The organism is Streptomyces soli, assembly GCF_003999195.1.
In the GTDB taxonomy this organism is placed as follows: Bacteria; Actinomycetota; Actinomycetes; order Streptomycetales; family Streptomycetaceae; genus Actinacidiphila; species Actinacidiphila soli.
This window is the reverse complement of sequence record NZ_RJVR01000254.1, coordinates 16,456-32,343: the sequence shown is the minus strand read 5'-3', so window position 1 is coordinate 32,343 and position 15,888 is coordinate 16,456. Positions and strand designations below refer to the sequence as shown.

The following is a 15,888-nucleotide window of genomic DNA, read 5'->3' as shown; positions in this document are numbered from 1 at the left end:
CCTTCGCCCCGGACCTGACCCGTGGGCGGGTTTCTGTCCCGGTCTGGCGTTCCCGTGGGGGGAAATGCCGGTCGGGGTGGGGCCGCATCCTAGTGCGGCACATGGCAGCCCCGGTCGTCCGCCTCCCCCCGTGGCGGACGACCGGGGCTTCCCGCTCGCGGCCTGGTTGCCCGGCCGGCCTGGCCGCGGCCCACCGCCAGGGAGTGGTCCACCGCGACATCAAACCCGACAACCTGATGCAGGATGCCCTCGGGACGTTGAAGGTAGGCGACTTCGGCATCGCCCGGTTCGTTGACGATGCCTCGGCCGGCGCTTACCAGCACCGGCCAGATCGTGGGCACCAGCCCAACCTCGCTCCCGAGCGCGCGCTCGGCAAGCCCGCCGGGCCCGGCTCCGACGTCTACGCCCTCGGCTGTGTCCTCCACCAACTGCTGGCCGGCGAACCCCCCTTCCAGGCGGACACCGCCCCCGCCGTACTGCACCTGCACGTCGACGCCCCGCCCCCGCCCGCTTCACTACGGTGCCCTCAGCTGCCCGGCGCGTTCGAGCAGTACCTGCTCCGGATGCTGGCCAAGCGGCCCGAGGACCGTCCCAACGCACAAGGGGTGGCTGACTGGTTCGCCGACGCGGCCTGGCGCGGCGGCGCGCAGCAGATGCACACCCTGCCGCCAACCACCGCCCAGCCGTCTGCCGCGAACCCCCGGCGCCGTGCTCCACAGGGGCAGCAGCGCGCCGCCTCCCGGGCGCAGATGCTCGTCCGCATACGGGCTCACCTGCGGCGGCACAAGATGCTGAAGTGGGCCCGTGCCTCGGCAGGTATGCGGGCGGCCAAATGCCCGCCAAATGCTGGGCAAAACGTTAGACGGTCCGGAGTTGGGGGCCAGCCGCTCGAGTGCCGTAGCAGGGCACGTCGCGATCCGGGCCGCAGGCAGTTAATGCGATTGACGCGGTAAGACCGTCTCATTTACTTGTCCGAAACGCGTCCAATAGTGGCCGGTAATACGACGGCCGTTGGATCTTCATCTGACCGACGAGCAGGGCACTGCCGGACGAATGGCCCCAAAGTCCCTTGCTGCTGTTCGGAATTCTGCCCACGGGACGGGCGGACGTCACGGGTCGTGCTGTCTCCCGGCAGCACGTCGACCCGCGGGCCGCACCCATTCCCGCGCAAGCGGAATGGGCGCCCGGCATCGCGGTCGCCATGGACGCCAGTGGCGGAGCAAGGGAGTCAAAGAATGATGCGTCATGTCAGCTCGGGTGAAGAGGAGGCCGGTGCGGCGCCGCCGCATCCGGACGTGTCCTTTTCCCCCGCGCGGCCCGGGACGGTCGCCGAGGTCGAAAACCTCGCGGTGACCTTCCGGCGGGGCAATCGGCGGATCCACGCCGTGCGCGGGGTCAGCCTGGACATCCGGCCCGGGGAGATCCTCGGCCTGGTGGGCGAGTCCGGCTCAGGCAAGAGCGTGCTGGGCATGTCGTTGCTGGGCCTGCTGCCTGAGGACACGCTGGAGCACACCTCCGGCCGGGTCGCGGTTGCTGGCAAGGACATGCTGCATGGCTCCGCGGACCTTCGCAGGCGGGTACGGAAGGAGCATCTCGGTTCGGTATTCCAGGACCCGATGACATCGCTGAATCCGACGATGCGCGTCGGCCGGCAGGTCATCGAGGCCGCTGGGTCGACCGAGGAGGCCGTACGGCTGTTGCGCGCCGTCGGCATATCCGACGCCGAACGGCGGATGTCCAGCTTCCCGCACGAGCTGTCCGGCGGGCTCCGGCAACGCGTCATGATCGCCATGGCTGTGGCCGGCAACCCATCGCTGGTGATTGCCGACGAGCCCACCACAGCTCTGGACGTCATGGTGCAGAGCCAGGTACTGACCCTGCTGCGGTCCCTGGTCGACGAAATCGGGTGCAGCTTCCTGCTCATCACCCACGACCTGGGCGTGGCCGCACAGGTGGCGGACCGGATCGCCGTGATGTACGCGGGCCGACTGGCCGAGTCCGGCCCGACCGACACCGTGCTGCGCAGCGCAGCACACCCGTACAGCCTGGGGCTGATGCGCTCCCGACTGTCGCTGACCTCGCCCAGGACCGGGACGCTGTCGACGCTTCGTGGTGAGGTGCCGAGCCCGGTCGCACCGCCACCCGGATGTCCCTTCCAGCCACGGTGCGATCTGGCCACCGACGATTGCACCCAACTCCTGCCCGATCCGGTACCGGTCATCCCCGGGCACCTGAGCGCGTGTGTGCTCCCGGCCGAGGTGGTCCGGGCCCGTCGCCCGGCCCCCGACGCCGGCGAGCAGGACGCCGGCGAGCAGGATGCCGGCGGGCAGGACGCGCCTCAGGCCGATGCAGCCGACCCCGAATCCGCCGTACCGGCCGCAGCCGACGCCCCGGGTGCGGCGTCGGCCGTGTGGGTGCGGCAGATCCGCAGGACGTTCCGGGTCAAGGCCGGGCGCGGCCGGCGCAAGGACCTGCAAGCGCTGCGCGAGATCGACCTCGACGTGGCGGCCGGGGAGTCGGTGGCGATCGTCGGGGAGAGCGGCTCGGGCAAGTCGACACTGCTGCGGGTCATGGCCGGACTGGAGCGGGCCGACCACGGAGAGGTCGTGCTGGGTGGAAGCACCCGCCCGCAGATGGTGTTCCAGGATGCCGGCGCGTCCCTGACCCCGTGGATGACCGTCGGCGCGCTGATCGATGAACGGCTGCGCGGCGAGGGGTTGTCCCGCGCCGAGCGCCAGGAGCGCGTCGTGGCTGCCCTGGCGCAGGTCGGGCTGCCTGCCGAGGTGGCGCAGGCGCGCTCCCGCCAGCTCTCCGGCGGCCAGCGACAGCGCGTCGCCCTGGCCAGGGCGACGGTGATCCCTCCTCAGGTGCTGCTGTGCGACGAGCCGACCAGCGCACTGGACGTGTCGCTGGCCGCAGGCGTGCTCAATCTCATCGGCCGGCTGCGGCGCCAGTTGGGCATGTCGGTGGTCTTTGTGACGCACGACCTGTCCGTTGCCCGCGTCGTCGGCGACCGCATTGCGGTGATGTACCTCGGCAATATCGTTGAGCTGGGGCCGGCCGAGCGCGTGGTGAGCCAGCCCGCGCACCCGTACACCAAGGCGCTGCTCAGCGCGGTTCCCGAGGCAGGAGCCGCCCCCATGGTGCTGACCGGCGAGCCGGCCAGCCCGCTGGCTCCCCCGTCCGGCTGCGCCTTCCACCCCCGTTGCCCGCTGGCCGACGACGCCTGCGCCGACTCGGAGCTCAGGCTGCGGCCGGTGCGGCTGCGCACGGCCCACGATCGCGCTGTGGCCTGTCTGAAACCGGAGTTGATCTAAATGGCCGTGGCCGAACCTCAACTGGCCGCTCCGCTGGCGGCCCGGCGGCGAAGCGCCCGGCTGCTGCCGGCGAATGCCGCCCGGTGGGCCAACTGGTCGATCGCGGGGCTGCTGGGCGTCGTCACGCTGGTGGCCCTCCTTGCACCCGTGCTCGCCCCGCATGACCCCCTGCAACCGGTGGGTCAGCCGCAACTCGCCCCAGGGCAGGGCGGATTTCTCCTCGGCACGGACGGCATCGGCCGCGATGTGCTCAGCCGAGTGCTGTACGGTCTGCAAGCCAGCTGGTTCGCGGCGCTGCTCGTGATAGTCGGCGGCGTGATCATCGGCGGGATCATCGGCGTGGTCGCCGGGACCTTCGGCGGCATCGTGGACAACGTACTGATGCGCATCACCGACGGGTTCCTGGCACTGCCCGCTCCGGTACTGGCGATCGCCATCGTGGCAGCGCTCGGCCCCGGGTTCGTCCACACGCTGCTCGCCGTCTCCATCGTGTGGTGGCCGTTCTATGCCCGAATCGTCCGTGGTGAGGTCCGGGCGCTGGCCGCCAGGCCACATGTGGAGGCCGCCCGGCTCGCCGGTGCGGGAACGTTCCGCGTCGCGCTACGGCACCTGGCCCCCGGCGCGGTGCCCGCGACCGTGGTCACCGCGAGCCTGGACGTGGGGAACCTCGTTCTCACCCTGGCCGCGCTGTCGTTCCTCGGGCTGGGGCAGCCGGCCCCTACCCCGGAGCTCGGCGCCGACGCCGCGCGCAACCTGTCGTACCTGCTGCAGCAGTGGTGGATTCCGACGATGCCGGGCCTGGCCGTGCTGGTGCTGGCCATGGTCGGAAACCTGGCGGGCGACGCCATCCGCAACCTCATGGAAGACCGATAGGTCACGCCGTCCCACCACTCCCACTACCCAAGGAGTCCCCTGTGCTCCAACTGGCAGGCAAGCGCCTAGGCGCCATGGTCGTGATCATATTGGCTCTTACCGCCGTGATGTTCGGGCTGCAGAAGATCTCGCCGCTCGACCCGGTCCACGCCATGCTCGGCCAGAGCGCGTCGGCCCAGGCAGTCGCCGCGGAGCGGCACGTTCTCGGCCTGGACCAGCCGATAACCGCGCAGTACTTGCACTACCTGGCCGGGCTGCTCCACGGCGATCTCGGCACTTCCTACCGCACGCGCAATCCGCTCAGCTCCGACCTGGGGACGGCCTTCCCCGCCACCGCCGAGCTGACGCTGTACGGATTGATATTCGCGCTCATCCTGGCCGTGCTGCTGGCTGTCGCGACGACCCTGCGGTGGCCGGGCTCCTGGCTGTTCCGGCTGATCCTGTTCGTCGGCGCGTCGATGCCGCCGTTCCTGCTCGCGATCGGCGGCATCTTGCTGTTCTTCGTGAACCTTGGGTGGCTACCGGCGACAGGGCGGACCAGCATCCACAATCCGCCAACCGGCCCCACCGGCCTGCTGACCATCGACGGGCTCCTTGCCGGCCAGTTCAACGTCGTCACCGACGCGCTGAGCCACCTGCTGTTGCCCGCCCTGGCGTTGGCGATCGGCCCCGCTGTCTCGATCGGCCGGGTGCTGCGGTCGAGTCTGGTCAGCGAGCTCCGCAGCGACTACGCGCGGACCGCGCGGGCGAAGGGGCAGCGGGAGCGGCAGGTGCTCATCCGGCATGTGATCCGCAACGCGATCGGCCCCGCACTGTCCATGACAGGCCTTCAGGCGGGTCTGATGTTCGGCGGTGTGCTCGTCATCGAGCAGGTCTTCTCCTGGCCCGGCATGGGCCAGTACATGACCCAGAGCATCCCGGTCGCGGACTTCCCCGCCATCGCCGCCGTGACGCTTGTACTGGGAATCGGTTACGTCCTGATCAACACGGTGGTGGACCTGCTCCAGGCCGCCGCGGATCCGCGGATCGATGTCTGACGAGGCGCGCGACCCGGCACCACACCCCAGACCGCAAGGAGATCACTTGCCCCAGCAACCCCTGTTCGTCGGCGACCCCGCGCTGATCGTCGTCGACATCCAGCAAGGTATCTCGATGTCGCCCGACATCGCCGGCATCACACATATGCCTGGCTGGCAGGAGCGCGTCGAACGGGCCGAACAGCTCGTCGCGGCTGCCCGCGAGGCGCAGGTGCCCGTCGTCTTCTTCCAGGAGGTGCATCGGCGCAGCGGCGTGGATTTCGGCCGTGAGCTTGACGGTGCCGAGGGGCCGCACTGCGTGGAGGGGGAGGAGGCGACCGAGCTGTGGCCGACTCTGCGGCCCGCGCAGGGTGAGGCCCATATCGTCAAGCGCCGCTACTCCGGCTTCATCGGCACCGACTTCGAGATCCTGCTGCGCGGTCTGGGAGTCTCCACGCTGGTGCTCATCGGTGTCTACACGGATGTGTGCGTCCATTACACCTTCGCCGACGCGCACCAGCGCGACTACTACGTCCGCGTGGTCGAGGACTGCGTCGGCGGTTCCAACCAGGCCCGGCACGACGCGGCGCTGGAGGCCATGGAGTACTTGCAGGCGGGCGCGCGCCGGACAACCGCGCAGATTCTTGATGCCTTCGCTCGGCTGGCCGCCGAGCGAAGCCCGGCCCCAGCGGAGACACTGATATGACGACCAGCAACACTCCATTGACCAAGCGCACATCCCGGATCCGAATGGCCGGTGCCATCGCCGCCGGTCTGGGCATGCTTCTCGCGAGCGCGTGCTCATCGCAGTCCAGCTCATCGCAGCCGACGGGCGGTGCGGCACCCACCGACCATGTGCTGAAGCTCTCTTTCCTGCAGGACCCCGGACAGCCGCCGGACCCGGACATCTATTACGCCGGGCAGGGGCTGCTGCTCACCAACAACACCTATCAGGGGCTGCTGCAGTACCAGCCCGGAACCGCCCAGCCGAAGATCATCAGCAACCTCGCCACCAGCTGGAAGGCATCGAAGAACAACAGCGTCTTCACCTTCCAGCTGCGCCACGGGGTGACCTTCCACGACGGAACGCCCTTCACCTCGGCGGCCGTCAAAGCCTCTTTCGACCGCCGGCTGGCGGTCAACTCAGGGCCGGCCTATATGGTCCAGAACGTCAAATCGGTCACCGCCCAGGGCTCCTACGGTGTGACCGTTACGCTCAAGCAGTCCAACGCCCAGTTCCCGGACTACATGGCCTCGCCGTACGGGCCGAAGATGATGAGCCCGACCGGGCTGGCCCAGCATGCCGGCAAGGACCATACCCAGACCTATCTGCGCACCCACGATCTGGGCACCGGCCCCTACCAGCTCACCGAGGCCAAGACCGGTTCCCAGTACCAGCTCACGGCGTATGCGAAGTACTGGGGTGCCAAGCCCTACTTCACCACCGTGGACCTCCCCGTGGTGGCCGACACCTCCACCCAGCAGCTGCTGCTGAACAAGGGCGACCTGGCGGCCGTCCTGCACGATCTGCCGCAGTCCGCGGTGCAGTCCTACCGCAAGAGCAAGGCATTGAAGTCCTATTCGCTGCCGTCGATGATCTCGGACTTCCTGTACGTCAATCCGCACAACGGGATGCTCGCCAACCAGGCGAACCGGCAGGCGCTCCTCCAGGCCGTCAACGTCGACCAGATCTACAACCAGGTCTTCGCCGGCCGGGCGCAGAAAGCGAGCCAGGCTTACCCGGCGAACGTGATGGCGCCGAGCCTGGCCAAGCAGAACATCCCCTACAGCCCATCCGCGCTCCAGAAGATCGTGCAGTCATTGCCTGCATCCCAGCGCGCGCTGACCGTCGGCTACGACTCCAGCCAGTCGGACAACCAGGTGGTAGCGAACCTGCTCTCGGCGCAGCTGGCCAACTACGGCGTCACCGTAAAGGTGCAGAGCTACCCGACTTCGCAGATCTTCGGCTGGGTCACGAACCTCCAAGGCGCACCTGACATGCTGCTGACGACAGGCTGGCCTGACGCCGCGCCGCCGTACATGTGGGCGCACATCAGCTACGTCACCGGCGGCGGTCTGAACTACTTCCAGTGCTCCACGCCCCAGCTCAACAAGCTGGTCGACCAGGGGCTGTCGACCGGCAGCACCTCTGTGTTCTCCCAGGTCGGGCAGCTCGCCGCGCAGTCCGGCTGCTGGGACAACCTGATCAACGAGGACGACTTCATGGTCGCCCAGCCCTGGCTGAAGGGCGTCGCCGAGTCACATGTGGTGAGCACGCCGGCCACGCTGAACCTGGCGACTCTCTCCGTCGGCTGACCGCTCACCATCCCCATCGGCTCCGCCGTCCGCACGCGGACGGCGGAGCCGCCAAGACAGGAGGAATGAACATGGCCACTGGCGTGCGGGAGATCGTGCTGCTCACCCTGGGCTGGGAGGACCTGCCGAAGTCGGTGTCCGTGCATGGCGCGCCGCCCGAGCAACGGATGCGTGAACCAGTCCCCGGAGTGCTGCTGCGCTGCGACGGCGGCTGGCTCCTGTTGGACACCGGCTTCAACTCGGCGCTGATCAACGACCCCGTCCTGCGCCGCCGCTTCCACGGCAAGCCCGGCTTCGGGGCGATCCTGCCCGGCCCGGGGGAGCCGCTGGAGGAGGCGCTGGGCAGGGCGGGCATCGACATGGACGATATTCACGCGGTTGGCCTGAGCCACCTGCACCTCGACCACGCCGGCGGGCTGAAGCACTTCGCCGGCCGGGTACCGGTGCATGTGCAGGGCGCGGAGCTCGAGTACGGGCTCTCGAACCACCCCGAGCCCGAGCAGCACGGGATATTCCGGATCGACTTCGACGACCCGCGGATCGACTGGCGCACCGCCACGGGCGACGTCGAGATCGCTCCGGGGGTGACCGCCGTGCTCACCGCTGGGCACACGCCGGGGCACCAGAGCTTTGTGGTCGATCTGGACGAGTCGGTTGGCGGCGGCGGCTTTGTTTTCGCCTTCGACGCCGCCGATCTGACCGAGAACATCGAGCACGAGCTGCCCGTCGGAGGCGTGATCGGCGTTGATCCGGCCGAAACCGTCGAACCGATCCGCCGGTTGAAGCGGATCGCCGCCGAGCGCGGCTACCGCCTCATTCCCGGGCACGACCCGGTCGTGTGGCCGGCGCTGACCAACGAGCTCGCGGACCGTTTCGCGGTCACGCATTCACATGTGCACGGGTCACATGTCCATGCCTGAGTGCCTGGACGTATGCCGACGGCGGATCGGCCCGGGTCGCCGGTTCATGTGATCGCAAGGCGCCGACACTCCTAGCGGAGCCGCTCGCGTCCGCGGCCCCAGCCGATGATGGGGTGGTCGGCAACGCGGCGAGGGTGCGTGCCGGCCGACCGGGCCCGGCGCCAGGGCCGGCCAGGCTCTGCAGCGCCCCGGCTATCCGCGGGTAGCCGGGGCGCTGCATGTCGCCAACGGCGTTCTGCATGTCCGCAGCCAGGCGATCGCCGCCATCCCCGAGGCGATCTGGAACGACGACAAGACGAAGCGCTACCGAGTCAGCGCCGGCCTGCTAGTGGCTGGTCGTGCGACCTTGGCCGGGTAACGAGCGGCGTCTGGTGCCGTGCATCGCAAGGCGGTGGGGGCGCTCCCCCAGCCTTCGGCCGGGGGGACCCCCACCGGACGAAGTCTGGGGAGATTGCCCTCGTACTGGATGTGCTCGGGTGATGCGACAACGCAGCGAGGTGTGGTGCGTGGGGGCGCGTCGCGAGCCGGTCGAGGTTGCGCGACGAGCCACTGGCCCGCCGGGTCAAGCGGCTCGGCGACGGCCCCTTCGCGCCCCTGGAGGGGGAGAAGCGGGACAGTGCCCTGGGGCTGCCGATCAAGGCCTTGATCGGCAATGACCTGCGGGTCGAGGAGGACCTGTCCCGCTGGTTCCCGGTCTGGGGCGCCCCGGGGCTGTGATCAGGGGCGGGAGAACACCCCGATGGCGTTGGGCACCGCCCGCTCGGCGCCGCCCGAGGGATGGTTGCGTACCGTCACATGCGAGGCGCCAGGATCCCGGGAGACCAGGGTCGAGGAGCCGCCGCCGTCGAGATTGACGGCGGCGCTTGCCCCGATGTCGCTCATGAGGGAGGCGAGCTCAAGGATCGTCAGTCCGGCCCCGGTCTCGGCGTTGCCGTCCAGGGCCAGCAGATACAGCACCCGGCCGCCATCGCCGAAGCCCGCCGATGTACGGGTCGCCGCCGTGCCGTTGTCCAGTCCGGACAATGGACTTCCGCCGCGCAGCACGGGGAAGCCGCCGACCGCGAAGCGGTAACCGCTGTGCCGGGCGGCGAGGAGGCGACGGCTGACCGACACCTTGTCCCCGACCTCCAGCTTCCGCAGGGCGTCCGCGCCGGCCTCCCGGCCGACCAGGACGACCGACCCGGCGGCGATCGCCCCGCGCCCCGGGGAGCCGGCCACCCCGGTCACCCGGTCGTGCCGCACCGTCACCTCGTACGTGTCGTCGCTGCACGGCGCCGCCCGTACGGTGTCGGTGCCGCAGGTCGCCCGGACCCGCGAGGCGGTGCCCCAGGCAGGGGTGTACGCGCCGACGCCGTCCACGGGGATGGCGTACTGGTTGAAGCCCCTCAGTTTCAGGTCGCCGAGGGGCGAGTGGACGGTGCCGCTGAGGGTGAGCCGGTCGAGCCGCGCGGTGCGGTCGGTGCCCACGCCGAGCACGTCCTCGGCCGTGGTGCCGGGCGGCAGCGACGGGCCGAAGCGCTGGCCGTCCGGGACGGCGGCCTTCAGCTGCTTGCCGGAGGCGATCTCCGGGCCGTCGGCGGCGCCGGTCGCGTCGACGCCGGGGTGCTGGGTCTCGCTTATGTTGAAGAAGTCCGCGTTCACCCCGCCGACCGCACCCCGGGCGTCGGCGAGCCGCGACACCGGGGCCCGGGCGGCGACCGCCCCGGGGGTGAGCAGGTCCACGCTCACCCGTGGGTCGCGCAGGTCGACCGTCAGCAGGTGGCCGTGCGCCTGCCCGTGCGATGCGTCGTAGGAGAACTCCCGGTACTGCACGCCCTGCGCGAGCCGCGTGGCGTCGCCGTCGTACCGGAAAGCAGGCGCCTCCGCGGCGCCCGCCGTGCCGGTCCCGGCGATCAGGGCGCCCAGCGTCGCCAGCGCCGAAAGCGCCACTCGCGCCCGTCCCGCGTGTCGTGTCACAGTCCCCCCAGATGGCAGACAGAGTTGACGGAGCATCACCAGTCAACGGTGCCCCTCGCGACGACCGGGCACGCCACGCCGCTTTCTGCCCACCCGAGTCGTACGGTGGACGTATGACTGATTACGATCCGGACAATGTGAAGCAGAGCCCTTCCGACTGGGTGGCCGAACAGGCCCGTCGGTACGAGGAGTCGGGTGGTACCGAAGCCACCGACATGAAGGGCTCGCCCTGCCTGCTGCTGGACTACCAGGGACGCCGCAGCGGCGACTGGCACCGCACCGTGCTCATCTACGGCCGGGACGGCGATGACTACCTCATCGTGGCCTCCCAGGGCGGAGCGGACGAGCACCCGCAGTGGTACCGGAACATCGAGATCAACCCCCAGGTGTGGCTGCGGGTCGGCACCGAGCGTTTCGAGGCCATGGCCGAGACCCTTCCGCCCGCGGACAAGGCGCGCGTCTGGCCGCACCTGGTCGACGTCTACGGTCCGTACGCGGACTACCAGACGAAGACCTCCCGCGACATTCCGGTGGTGCGACTGATGAGGAAGTGACGCTCCCGGCACGTCCGGGGCACCGCAGAATGCTCGGGCCCGTCGCTCTCCCCGCCCGGCCGCGGCATGTCGTGGCTCTCGCCAAGCGGCCGACGGGGTGCGACGCTGACGCAGCGGGAACGGCAACGGTGGAGCTAGCGGTAGCGGTACGCACGGAGTCGGGAGGTCGGAGATGCTCGCGGTGCGCGGCAACACGGTCGACGGGGTGCTGCGGCGCAGCGCGCGGCGGGTGCCGCGGCGTACGGCGGTGCGCTACCGGGACCGTGCCTGGACGTACGCCGAGCTGGACGAGGCCGTCTCGGGAGCCGCCGCCGTGCTGCTGGCCGAGGGGATGCGGCCCGGGGACCGGGTGGCGGCCTACGGGCACAACTCAGACGCCTATCTGATCGGCTTCCTCGGCTGCGCGCGGGCCGGCCTGATCCACGTACCCCTCAACCACCATCTCGAGGGCGACGACCTGCGTTATCTCGTCGAGCAGTCGGGCAGCTCCCTGGTTCTCGCCGACCCCAAGCTCATCGACCGGCTGCCGCTCGGCGTACGGACCCTGCCGCTGCGCGACACCGAGGACTCGCTGCTCGACCGGCTGCGCACGGCCGTGCCGCCACGCGGCTGGCCGGCGGTGGTCGACGAGGACCTGGCGCAGCTGCTCTACACCTCCGGGACCACCGCGCTGCCGAAGGGCGCGATGATGACGCACGGCGCGCTGGTGGCCGAGTACGCGAGCGCCATCACCGCCCTGGACCTGGGGGAACGGGACCGGCCGCTGCACTCGCTGCCGCTCTACCACTCGGCGCAGATGCACGTCTTCCTGCTGCCTTACCTGGCGGTCGGCGCCGAGAACACGATCATCCCCGCGCCCGAGCCGGGGGCCGTCTTCGACCTGGTGGAGGCGGGCCGTGCCGACAGCCTCTTCGCGCCGCCCACGGTCTGGATCGGACTGGCCAACCACCCGGACTTCGCGACCCGCGAGCTGTCGGGACTCCGCAAGGCGTACTACGGCGCCTCGATCATGCCCGTGCCCGTTCTGGAGCGGCTGCGCGACCGGCTGCCGGAGCTGGCCTTCTACAACTGTTTCGGTCAGAGCGAGATCGGTCCGCTGGCGACCGTTCTCGGACCGGACGAACACGAGGGCCGGATGGACTCCTGCGGCCGGGCCGTGCTCTTCGTCGAGGCCAAGGTGGTCGACGAGGCCGGCAAGGACGTACCCGACGGCACGCCCGGCGAGGTCGTCTACCGCTCGCCGCAGCTGTGCGAGGGCTACTGGGACAAGCCCGAGGAGACCGCAGAGGCCTTCCGCGACGGCTGGTTCCGCTCGGGCGACCTGGCGGTGCGCGACAGCGAGGGGTACTTCACCGTCGTCGACCGGGTGAAGGACGTCATCAACTCCGGTGGCGTACTGGTCGCTTCACGCGAGGTCGAGGACGTGCTGTACGGCCATCCGGCGGTCGCCGAAGTCGCCGTCGTCGGCCTGCCGGACGAACGCTGGATCGAGGTGGTCACGGCGATCGTCGTGCCGCGCCGGGCGATCACCGCGGAGGAGCTGGTGGCGTACGGCCGCGAGCAGCTGGCGAACTTCAAGGCACCCAAGCGGGTGCTGCTGGTGGAGGGCCTGCCGCGCAACGCCAGCGGCAAGATCCTCAAGCGGGAGCTGCGCGACCGGTACGCAGCAAAAGGCACGTAAAGCGCCGGGTCCGCCCCACCGACGGGCCCCCTGGAGACGTACGCTCGCGACTATGGCGGAACCGGCGGTGGCGGTGAGCGGGCTGCGGAAGACCTACGCCGAGGTCGAGGCTGTCCGGGGAATCGACTTCGAGGTGGCGGCAGGGGAGACCTTCGGGTTCCTCGGGCCCAACGGCGCGGGCAAGTCCACGACGATCGGAATGCTGTGCACGCTGGTGACCCCGACCGGCGGCTCGGCGACGGTGGCCGGACACGATGTCGTACGGGACCAGGGGACCGTACGCCGCAACATCGGGCTGGTCTTCCAGGACACCACCCTCGACGGGTATCTCAGCGCCGAGCAGAATCTGCGCTTCCACGCCGAGCTGTACGGCGTCCCGCGCGCGGCGCTGGGCCCGCGCATGGACCGGGTGCTGGAGATGGTCAACCTCGCCGACCGGCGCAAGGGCAAGGTGATGACCTTCTCCGGCGGCATGAAGCGCCGGCTGGAGATCGCCCGCGGGCTTCTGCACTCCCCGCGTGTGCTGTTCCTGGACGAGCCGACGGTGGGTCTCGACCCGCAGACCCGCAGCTCGATCTGGGAGTACATCGACGAGCTCAAGCGCACCGAGGACATCACCATCTTCATGACGACCCACTACATGGACGAGGCCGAGTACTGCGACCGGATCGCGATCATCGACCACGGGACCATCGTGGCGATCGACACTCCCGAAGCACTCAAGGCCAGCGTGGGGGAGGACCGGGTGCGGGTGTCGACGGCCGACGACACGGCCGCGGCGGCTCAGCTGCGGGAGCGCTTCGGGATCGAGGGGCGGATCAGCGAGGGCCAGCTGACCTTCCACGTCGCCTCCGGGGAGGAGTTCGTACCGAAGCTGTTCGGCGGGCTCGACGTGCCGATCCGGTCGGTCAGCGTCTCGCGGCCGTCGCTGGACGACGTCTTCATGACGTACACCGGCAAGACCATCCGCGACGCCGAGTCCTCCAACGGGGCGGGCGACTTCATGCGGGCCATGATGGCCCGAGGGAGGCGATGACCATGGCAGCGGCAAGCACGGCCGTAGCGGCGGTCGCGGTCCCGCGCGGCGGCTTCAACAGCGGCGTGCGCGCCGTGAAGATCGTCTGGCACCGCGAGCTGCTGCGGTTCTGGAGCGACCGGCTGCGTATCGTCACCGCGCTGATCCAGCCGCTGCTCTTCGTCTTCGTGCTCGGCACCGGGCTGGGATCGCTCACCAAGGGTGTGCCGGGGGTCGACTTCAAGACCTTCGTCTACCCGGGCGCGCTGGCCATGTCGGTGCTGTTCACGGCGGTCTTCTCGGCCGGGTCCATCGTCTGGGACCGGGAGTTCGGCTTTCTGCGGGAGATGCTGGTGGCCCCGGTGAGCCGGACCGCCCTGGTGATCGGCAAGTGCCTGGGCGGTGCTACGACGGCGACCGCGCAGGGCGTGGTGGTGCTGGCGATGGCCGGGCTGGTCGGGGTGCCGTACAGCGCGATGCTGATGCTGAAGCTGCTCGGCATGATGGCGCTGCTGGCCTTCACCCTCACGGCCTTCGGCGTGATGATGGCCGCCCGGATCCCCACCTTCCAGGGCTTCATGGGCCTGACCCAGATGCTGCTGATGCCGCTGTTCTTCACCTCCGGCGCCATGTTCCCGCTGTCCGGCCTCCCCGCGTGGCTGACCTGGGTGACCCGGCTCAACCCGCTGACGTACGCCGTCGACCCGATCCGCCGGGCGGTCTTCGACCACCTCGACATCAGCGCCGCGGCGCGCGCCGCCTACGCGCCGGGCGTCAGTTGGGGGAGCTATCACGTGCCGATCTGGCTGGAGTTGCTGATCGTGGCGGCGGCCGGTCTGCTCATGCTGACCGTGGCGAGCCTGGAGTTCAGCAGGATCTAGCGAGGAACCCCAGGCCTTCAGGCCTGGGAGGAATCGCTTCCTGAGTCACGGCGGTGCGGAGCACCGCCGTATCACTGCGGTCGCTTCTGGCTTGCCGACGTAGGGGTACTGCGGGTCGCCGGGGAAGGCGGGTCCGGTGTCGAGACACTTGCGGCCGTCGACCTTGCGGTCGTGGGTGACGACGGCCTGGCCGTCCTTGGTGATCTGCACATCGAGTTCGAGGCTGCTGACCCCGGTCTCCAGGCCGTTGGCGAAGGAGGCGAGGGTACTCTCGGGCCGTAGGCCGAGGCCGCCCCGGTGGGCCTGCAGGTCGAACGTCCGGTGCTTCACGGGTTGACGGCTCGCTTCCGCGGGAGTGGCCGCCGCGAGGGTGAGCACTGAGCAGACGAGCGCCGCCGCAGCTGCGATACGTAATCTGATCATACGTCAGAGCATCGGCCCCCGAGGTGAGCGCCGGGCGAAGACGCGGTGTCAGCCCGCTGACATCCCTGGTCCCTGGCTACCCCTCCAGTCGGCGCAGCCGCTCCGCGTCGGCCGCGCGCGGGCAGGTGAGGCAGGCCTCGCCGGGGCGGATGACGTAGAACAGGCAGCACCCGGCCCTGGTCCGGGTCGCGTACGAGCGGCCGGAAGCGCCCCGCAGGTCGCGGAAGCCCGCGCCGGAGGGGAAGGGCGGGGTGTCGTCCGGCAGAAGGGCGGCCGCCTCGCGTACGGCGACCCGCTCCTGGCCGAGGAGGCGGCCGAGGTACCAGACGGCGGAGACCAGATCGTCGCCGGCCATGCCCCACAGCGCCCGGGGTCCGCGCCTGATCTCGGGCCGGAAGGCGGCCAGCAGCGGCGTCACGAACTCCGCGAAGGCCGCCCGCAGCGCGGCATGCGAGGCCTCCCGGCCGGGCGGCGAGGCGAACGAGCCGGGCGCGATGGCGAAGGTGCCGGTCCGGGGCTCGATCCAGAGCTCCTGCGGGCGGATCAGGGGAATCCGCCGCTGCAGGTACCAGGGGCCGCCGAGCAGGAGCCCGGTGGACCACAGGTAGTGGTGCAGGACGCGCGACGCGGCGACATCGGGGCGGGCGGTGTGCCCGTACGCGTTCAGGATGCGGACGGACTCGCCGTCGAGGACGGCACGCAGGGCCTCCGGGCGGCCGGTCAGCTGAGCCGTGTCCCACCAGGTGCCGCCGAACGTGTCCGTGGGGTGGCCGCCGTCCGTCACCTCCAGGGGAAGCGCCTCGCACATTCCGGCCAGCAGCCGGAAGGCGTAGGCCGCCGGGGCGGGCGTGGCGGCCCGGGCCGGGGGAGGCAGGGTGAGCATGGCACTCCGTTCAACACACAGGGTTCAACACGCAGGCGGAAGAGCCGATTAAG

The 15,888-nt window shown here is 70.1% G+C and carries 14 protein-coding genes and 1 pseudogene; 12 read left to right on the top strand and 3 right to left on the bottom strand.

The window, feature by feature from the left end:
• The first annotated feature begins 101 nt into the window (after positions 1-101).
• The 8 genes and pseudogenes from EFK10_RS25980 to pspAB form a co-directional block, all read left to right on the top strand.
• Complete coding sequence (locus tag EFK10_RS25980; protein WP_127358083.1) at positions 102-953, top strand: serine/threonine-protein kinase; 852 nt, start codon at positions 102-104, stop codon at positions 951-953.
• A 282-nt stretch (positions 954-1,235) separates the two neighbouring features.
• Positions 1,236-3,317, top strand: a complete 2,082-nt coding sequence (locus EFK10_RS25975) for a dipeptide ABC transporter ATP-binding protein (RefSeq protein WP_206305588.1) — start codon at positions 1,236-1,238, stop codon at positions 3,315-3,317.
• The gene (locus tag EFK10_RS25970) at positions 3,318-4,190 is read left to right on the top strand and encodes an ABC transporter permease (RefSeq protein WP_127358082.1); all 873 of its coding nucleotides are present in this window, start codon (positions 3,318-3,320) and stop codon (positions 4,188-4,190) included.
• 41 nt (positions 4,191-4,231) lie between these two features.
• On the top strand, positions 4,232-5,227 hold the full coding sequence (locus EFK10_RS25965; protein WP_206305587.1) for an ABC transporter permease: 996 nt from the start codon (positions 4,232-4,234) through the stop codon (positions 5,225-5,227).
• Between the two features lie 46 nt (positions 5,228-5,273).
• Positions 5,274-5,912, top strand: a complete 639-nt coding sequence (locus tag EFK10_RS25960; RefSeq protein ID WP_127358081.1) for a cysteine hydrolase family protein — start codon at positions 5,274-5,276, stop codon at positions 5,910-5,912.
• On the top strand, positions 5,909-7,522 hold the full coding sequence (locus EFK10_RS25955) for an ABC transporter substrate-binding protein (RefSeq protein WP_127358080.1): 1,614 nt from the start codon (positions 5,909-5,911) through the stop codon (positions 7,520-7,522). The genes EFK10_RS25960 and EFK10_RS25955 overlap by 4 nt, the downstream gene beginning before the upstream one ends.
• A gap of 71 nt (positions 7,523-7,593) precedes the next feature.
• Complete coding sequence (locus tag EFK10_RS25950; RefSeq protein WP_127358079.1) at positions 7,594-8,442, top strand: N-acyl homoserine lactonase family protein; 849 nt, start codon at positions 7,594-7,596, stop codon at positions 8,440-8,442.
• A 582-nt stretch (positions 8,443-9,024) separates the two neighbouring features.
• Positions 9,025-9,159: pseudogene (pspAB, locus tag EFK10_RS25945) on the top strand (PspA-associated protein PspAB); the annotation flags it as partial.
• On the opposite strand, the gene EFK10_RS25940 reads toward pspAB, so the two are convergent.
• A complete protein-coding gene (locus EFK10_RS25940) occupies positions 9,160-10,434 on the bottom strand; it encodes a phosphodiester glycosidase family protein (protein ID WP_127358119.1) in 1,275 nt (424 codons plus the stop codon).
• A 77-nt stretch (positions 10,435-10,511) separates the two neighbouring features.
• Here EFK10_RS25940 and EFK10_RS25935 point away from each other — a divergent pair, with 77 nt between their 5' ends.
• The 4 genes from EFK10_RS25935 (at position 10,512) to EFK10_RS25920 (ending at position 14,529) form a co-directional block, all read left to right on the top strand.
• Positions 10,512-10,952: a nitroreductase family deazaflavin-dependent oxidoreductase gene (locus tag EFK10_RS25935; RefSeq protein ID WP_127358077.1), complete on the top strand. Its 441-nt coding sequence runs from the start codon at positions 10,512-10,514 to the stop codon at positions 10,950-10,952.
• Positions 10,953-11,124: 172 nt separating this feature from the next.
• Positions 11,125-12,633: a fatty acyl-CoA synthetase gene (locus EFK10_RS25930; RefSeq protein ID WP_127358076.1), complete on the top strand. Its 1,509-nt coding sequence runs from the start codon at positions 11,125-11,127 to the stop codon at positions 12,631-12,633.
• Positions 12,634-12,685: 52 nt separating this feature from the next.
• Positions 12,686-13,669 carry an ATP-binding cassette domain-containing protein gene (locus EFK10_RS25925; RefSeq protein ID WP_127358075.1) on the top strand — a complete coding sequence of 328 codons (984 nt, stop codon included), beginning with the start codon at positions 12,686-12,688 and terminating at the stop codon, positions 13,667-13,669.
• Between the two features lie 2 nt (positions 13,670-13,671).
• Positions 13,672-14,529 (top strand): ABC transporter permease, encoded by an 858-nt coding sequence (locus EFK10_RS25920; protein WP_127358074.1) that lies wholly within the window; start codon positions 13,672-13,674, stop codon positions 14,527-14,529.
• A 45-nt stretch (positions 14,530-14,574) separates the two neighbouring features.
• On the opposite strand, the gene EFK10_RS25915 is transcribed toward EFK10_RS25920, so the two are convergent.
• Positions 14,575-14,952 (bottom strand): glycerophosphodiester phosphodiesterase family protein, encoded by a 378-nt coding sequence (locus tag EFK10_RS25915; RefSeq protein WP_240677463.1) that lies wholly within the window; start codon positions 14,950-14,952, stop codon positions 14,575-14,577.
• Between the two features lie 76 nt (positions 14,953-15,028).
• The gene (locus EFK10_RS25910) at positions 15,029-15,835 is read right to left on the bottom strand and encodes a (2Fe-2S)-binding protein (protein WP_127358073.1); all 807 of its coding nucleotides are present in this window, start codon (positions 15,833-15,835) and stop codon (positions 15,029-15,031) included.
• Positions 15,836-15,888: the final 53 nt, after the last annotated feature.

Bases quoted from the DNA above. Each gene is read 5' to 3' on its own strand.
- EFK10_RS25980 (WP_127358083.1), top strand. From the start codon at position 102: ATGGCAGCCCCGGTCGTCCGCCTCCCCCCGTGGCGGACGACCGGGGCT.
- EFK10_RS25975 (WP_206305588.1), top strand. From the start codon at position 1,236: ATGATGCGTCATGTCAGCTCGGGTGAAGAGGAGGCCGGTGCGGCGCCG.
- EFK10_RS25970 (WP_127358082.1), top strand. From the start codon at position 3,318: ATGGCCGTGGCCGAACCTCAACTGGCCGCTCCGCTGGCGGCCCGGCGG.
- EFK10_RS25955 (WP_127358080.1), top strand. From the start codon at position 5,909: ATGACGACCAGCAACACTCCATTGACCAAGCGCACATCCCGGATCCGA.
- EFK10_RS25950 (WP_127358079.1), top strand. From the start codon at position 7,594: ATGGCCACTGGCGTGCGGGAGATCGTGCTGCTCACCCTGGGCTGGGAG.
- EFK10_RS25940 (WP_127358119.1), bottom strand. From the start codon at position 10,434: ATGCTCCGTCAACTCTGTCTGCCATCTGGGGGGACTGTGACACGACAC.
- EFK10_RS25935 (WP_127358077.1), top strand. From the start codon at position 10,512: ATGACTGATTACGATCCGGACAATGTGAAGCAGAGCCCTTCCGACTGG.
- EFK10_RS25930 (WP_127358076.1), top strand. From the start codon at position 11,125: ATGCTCGCGGTGCGCGGCAACACGGTCGACGGGGTGCTGCGGCGCAGC.
- EFK10_RS25925 (WP_127358075.1), top strand. From the start codon at position 12,686: ATGGCGGAACCGGCGGTGGCGGTGAGCGGGCTGCGGAAGACCTACGCC.
- EFK10_RS25920 (WP_127358074.1), top strand. From the start codon at position 13,672: ATGGCAGCGGCAAGCACGGCCGTAGCGGCGGTCGCGGTCCCGCGCGGC.
- EFK10_RS25915 (WP_240677463.1), bottom strand. From the start codon at position 14,952: ATGATCAGATTACGTATCGCAGCTGCGGCGGCGCTCGTCTGCTCAGTG.
- EFK10_RS25910 (WP_127358073.1), bottom strand. From the start codon at position 15,835: ATGCTCACCCTGCCTCCCCCGGCCCGGGCCGCCACGCCCGCCCCGGCG.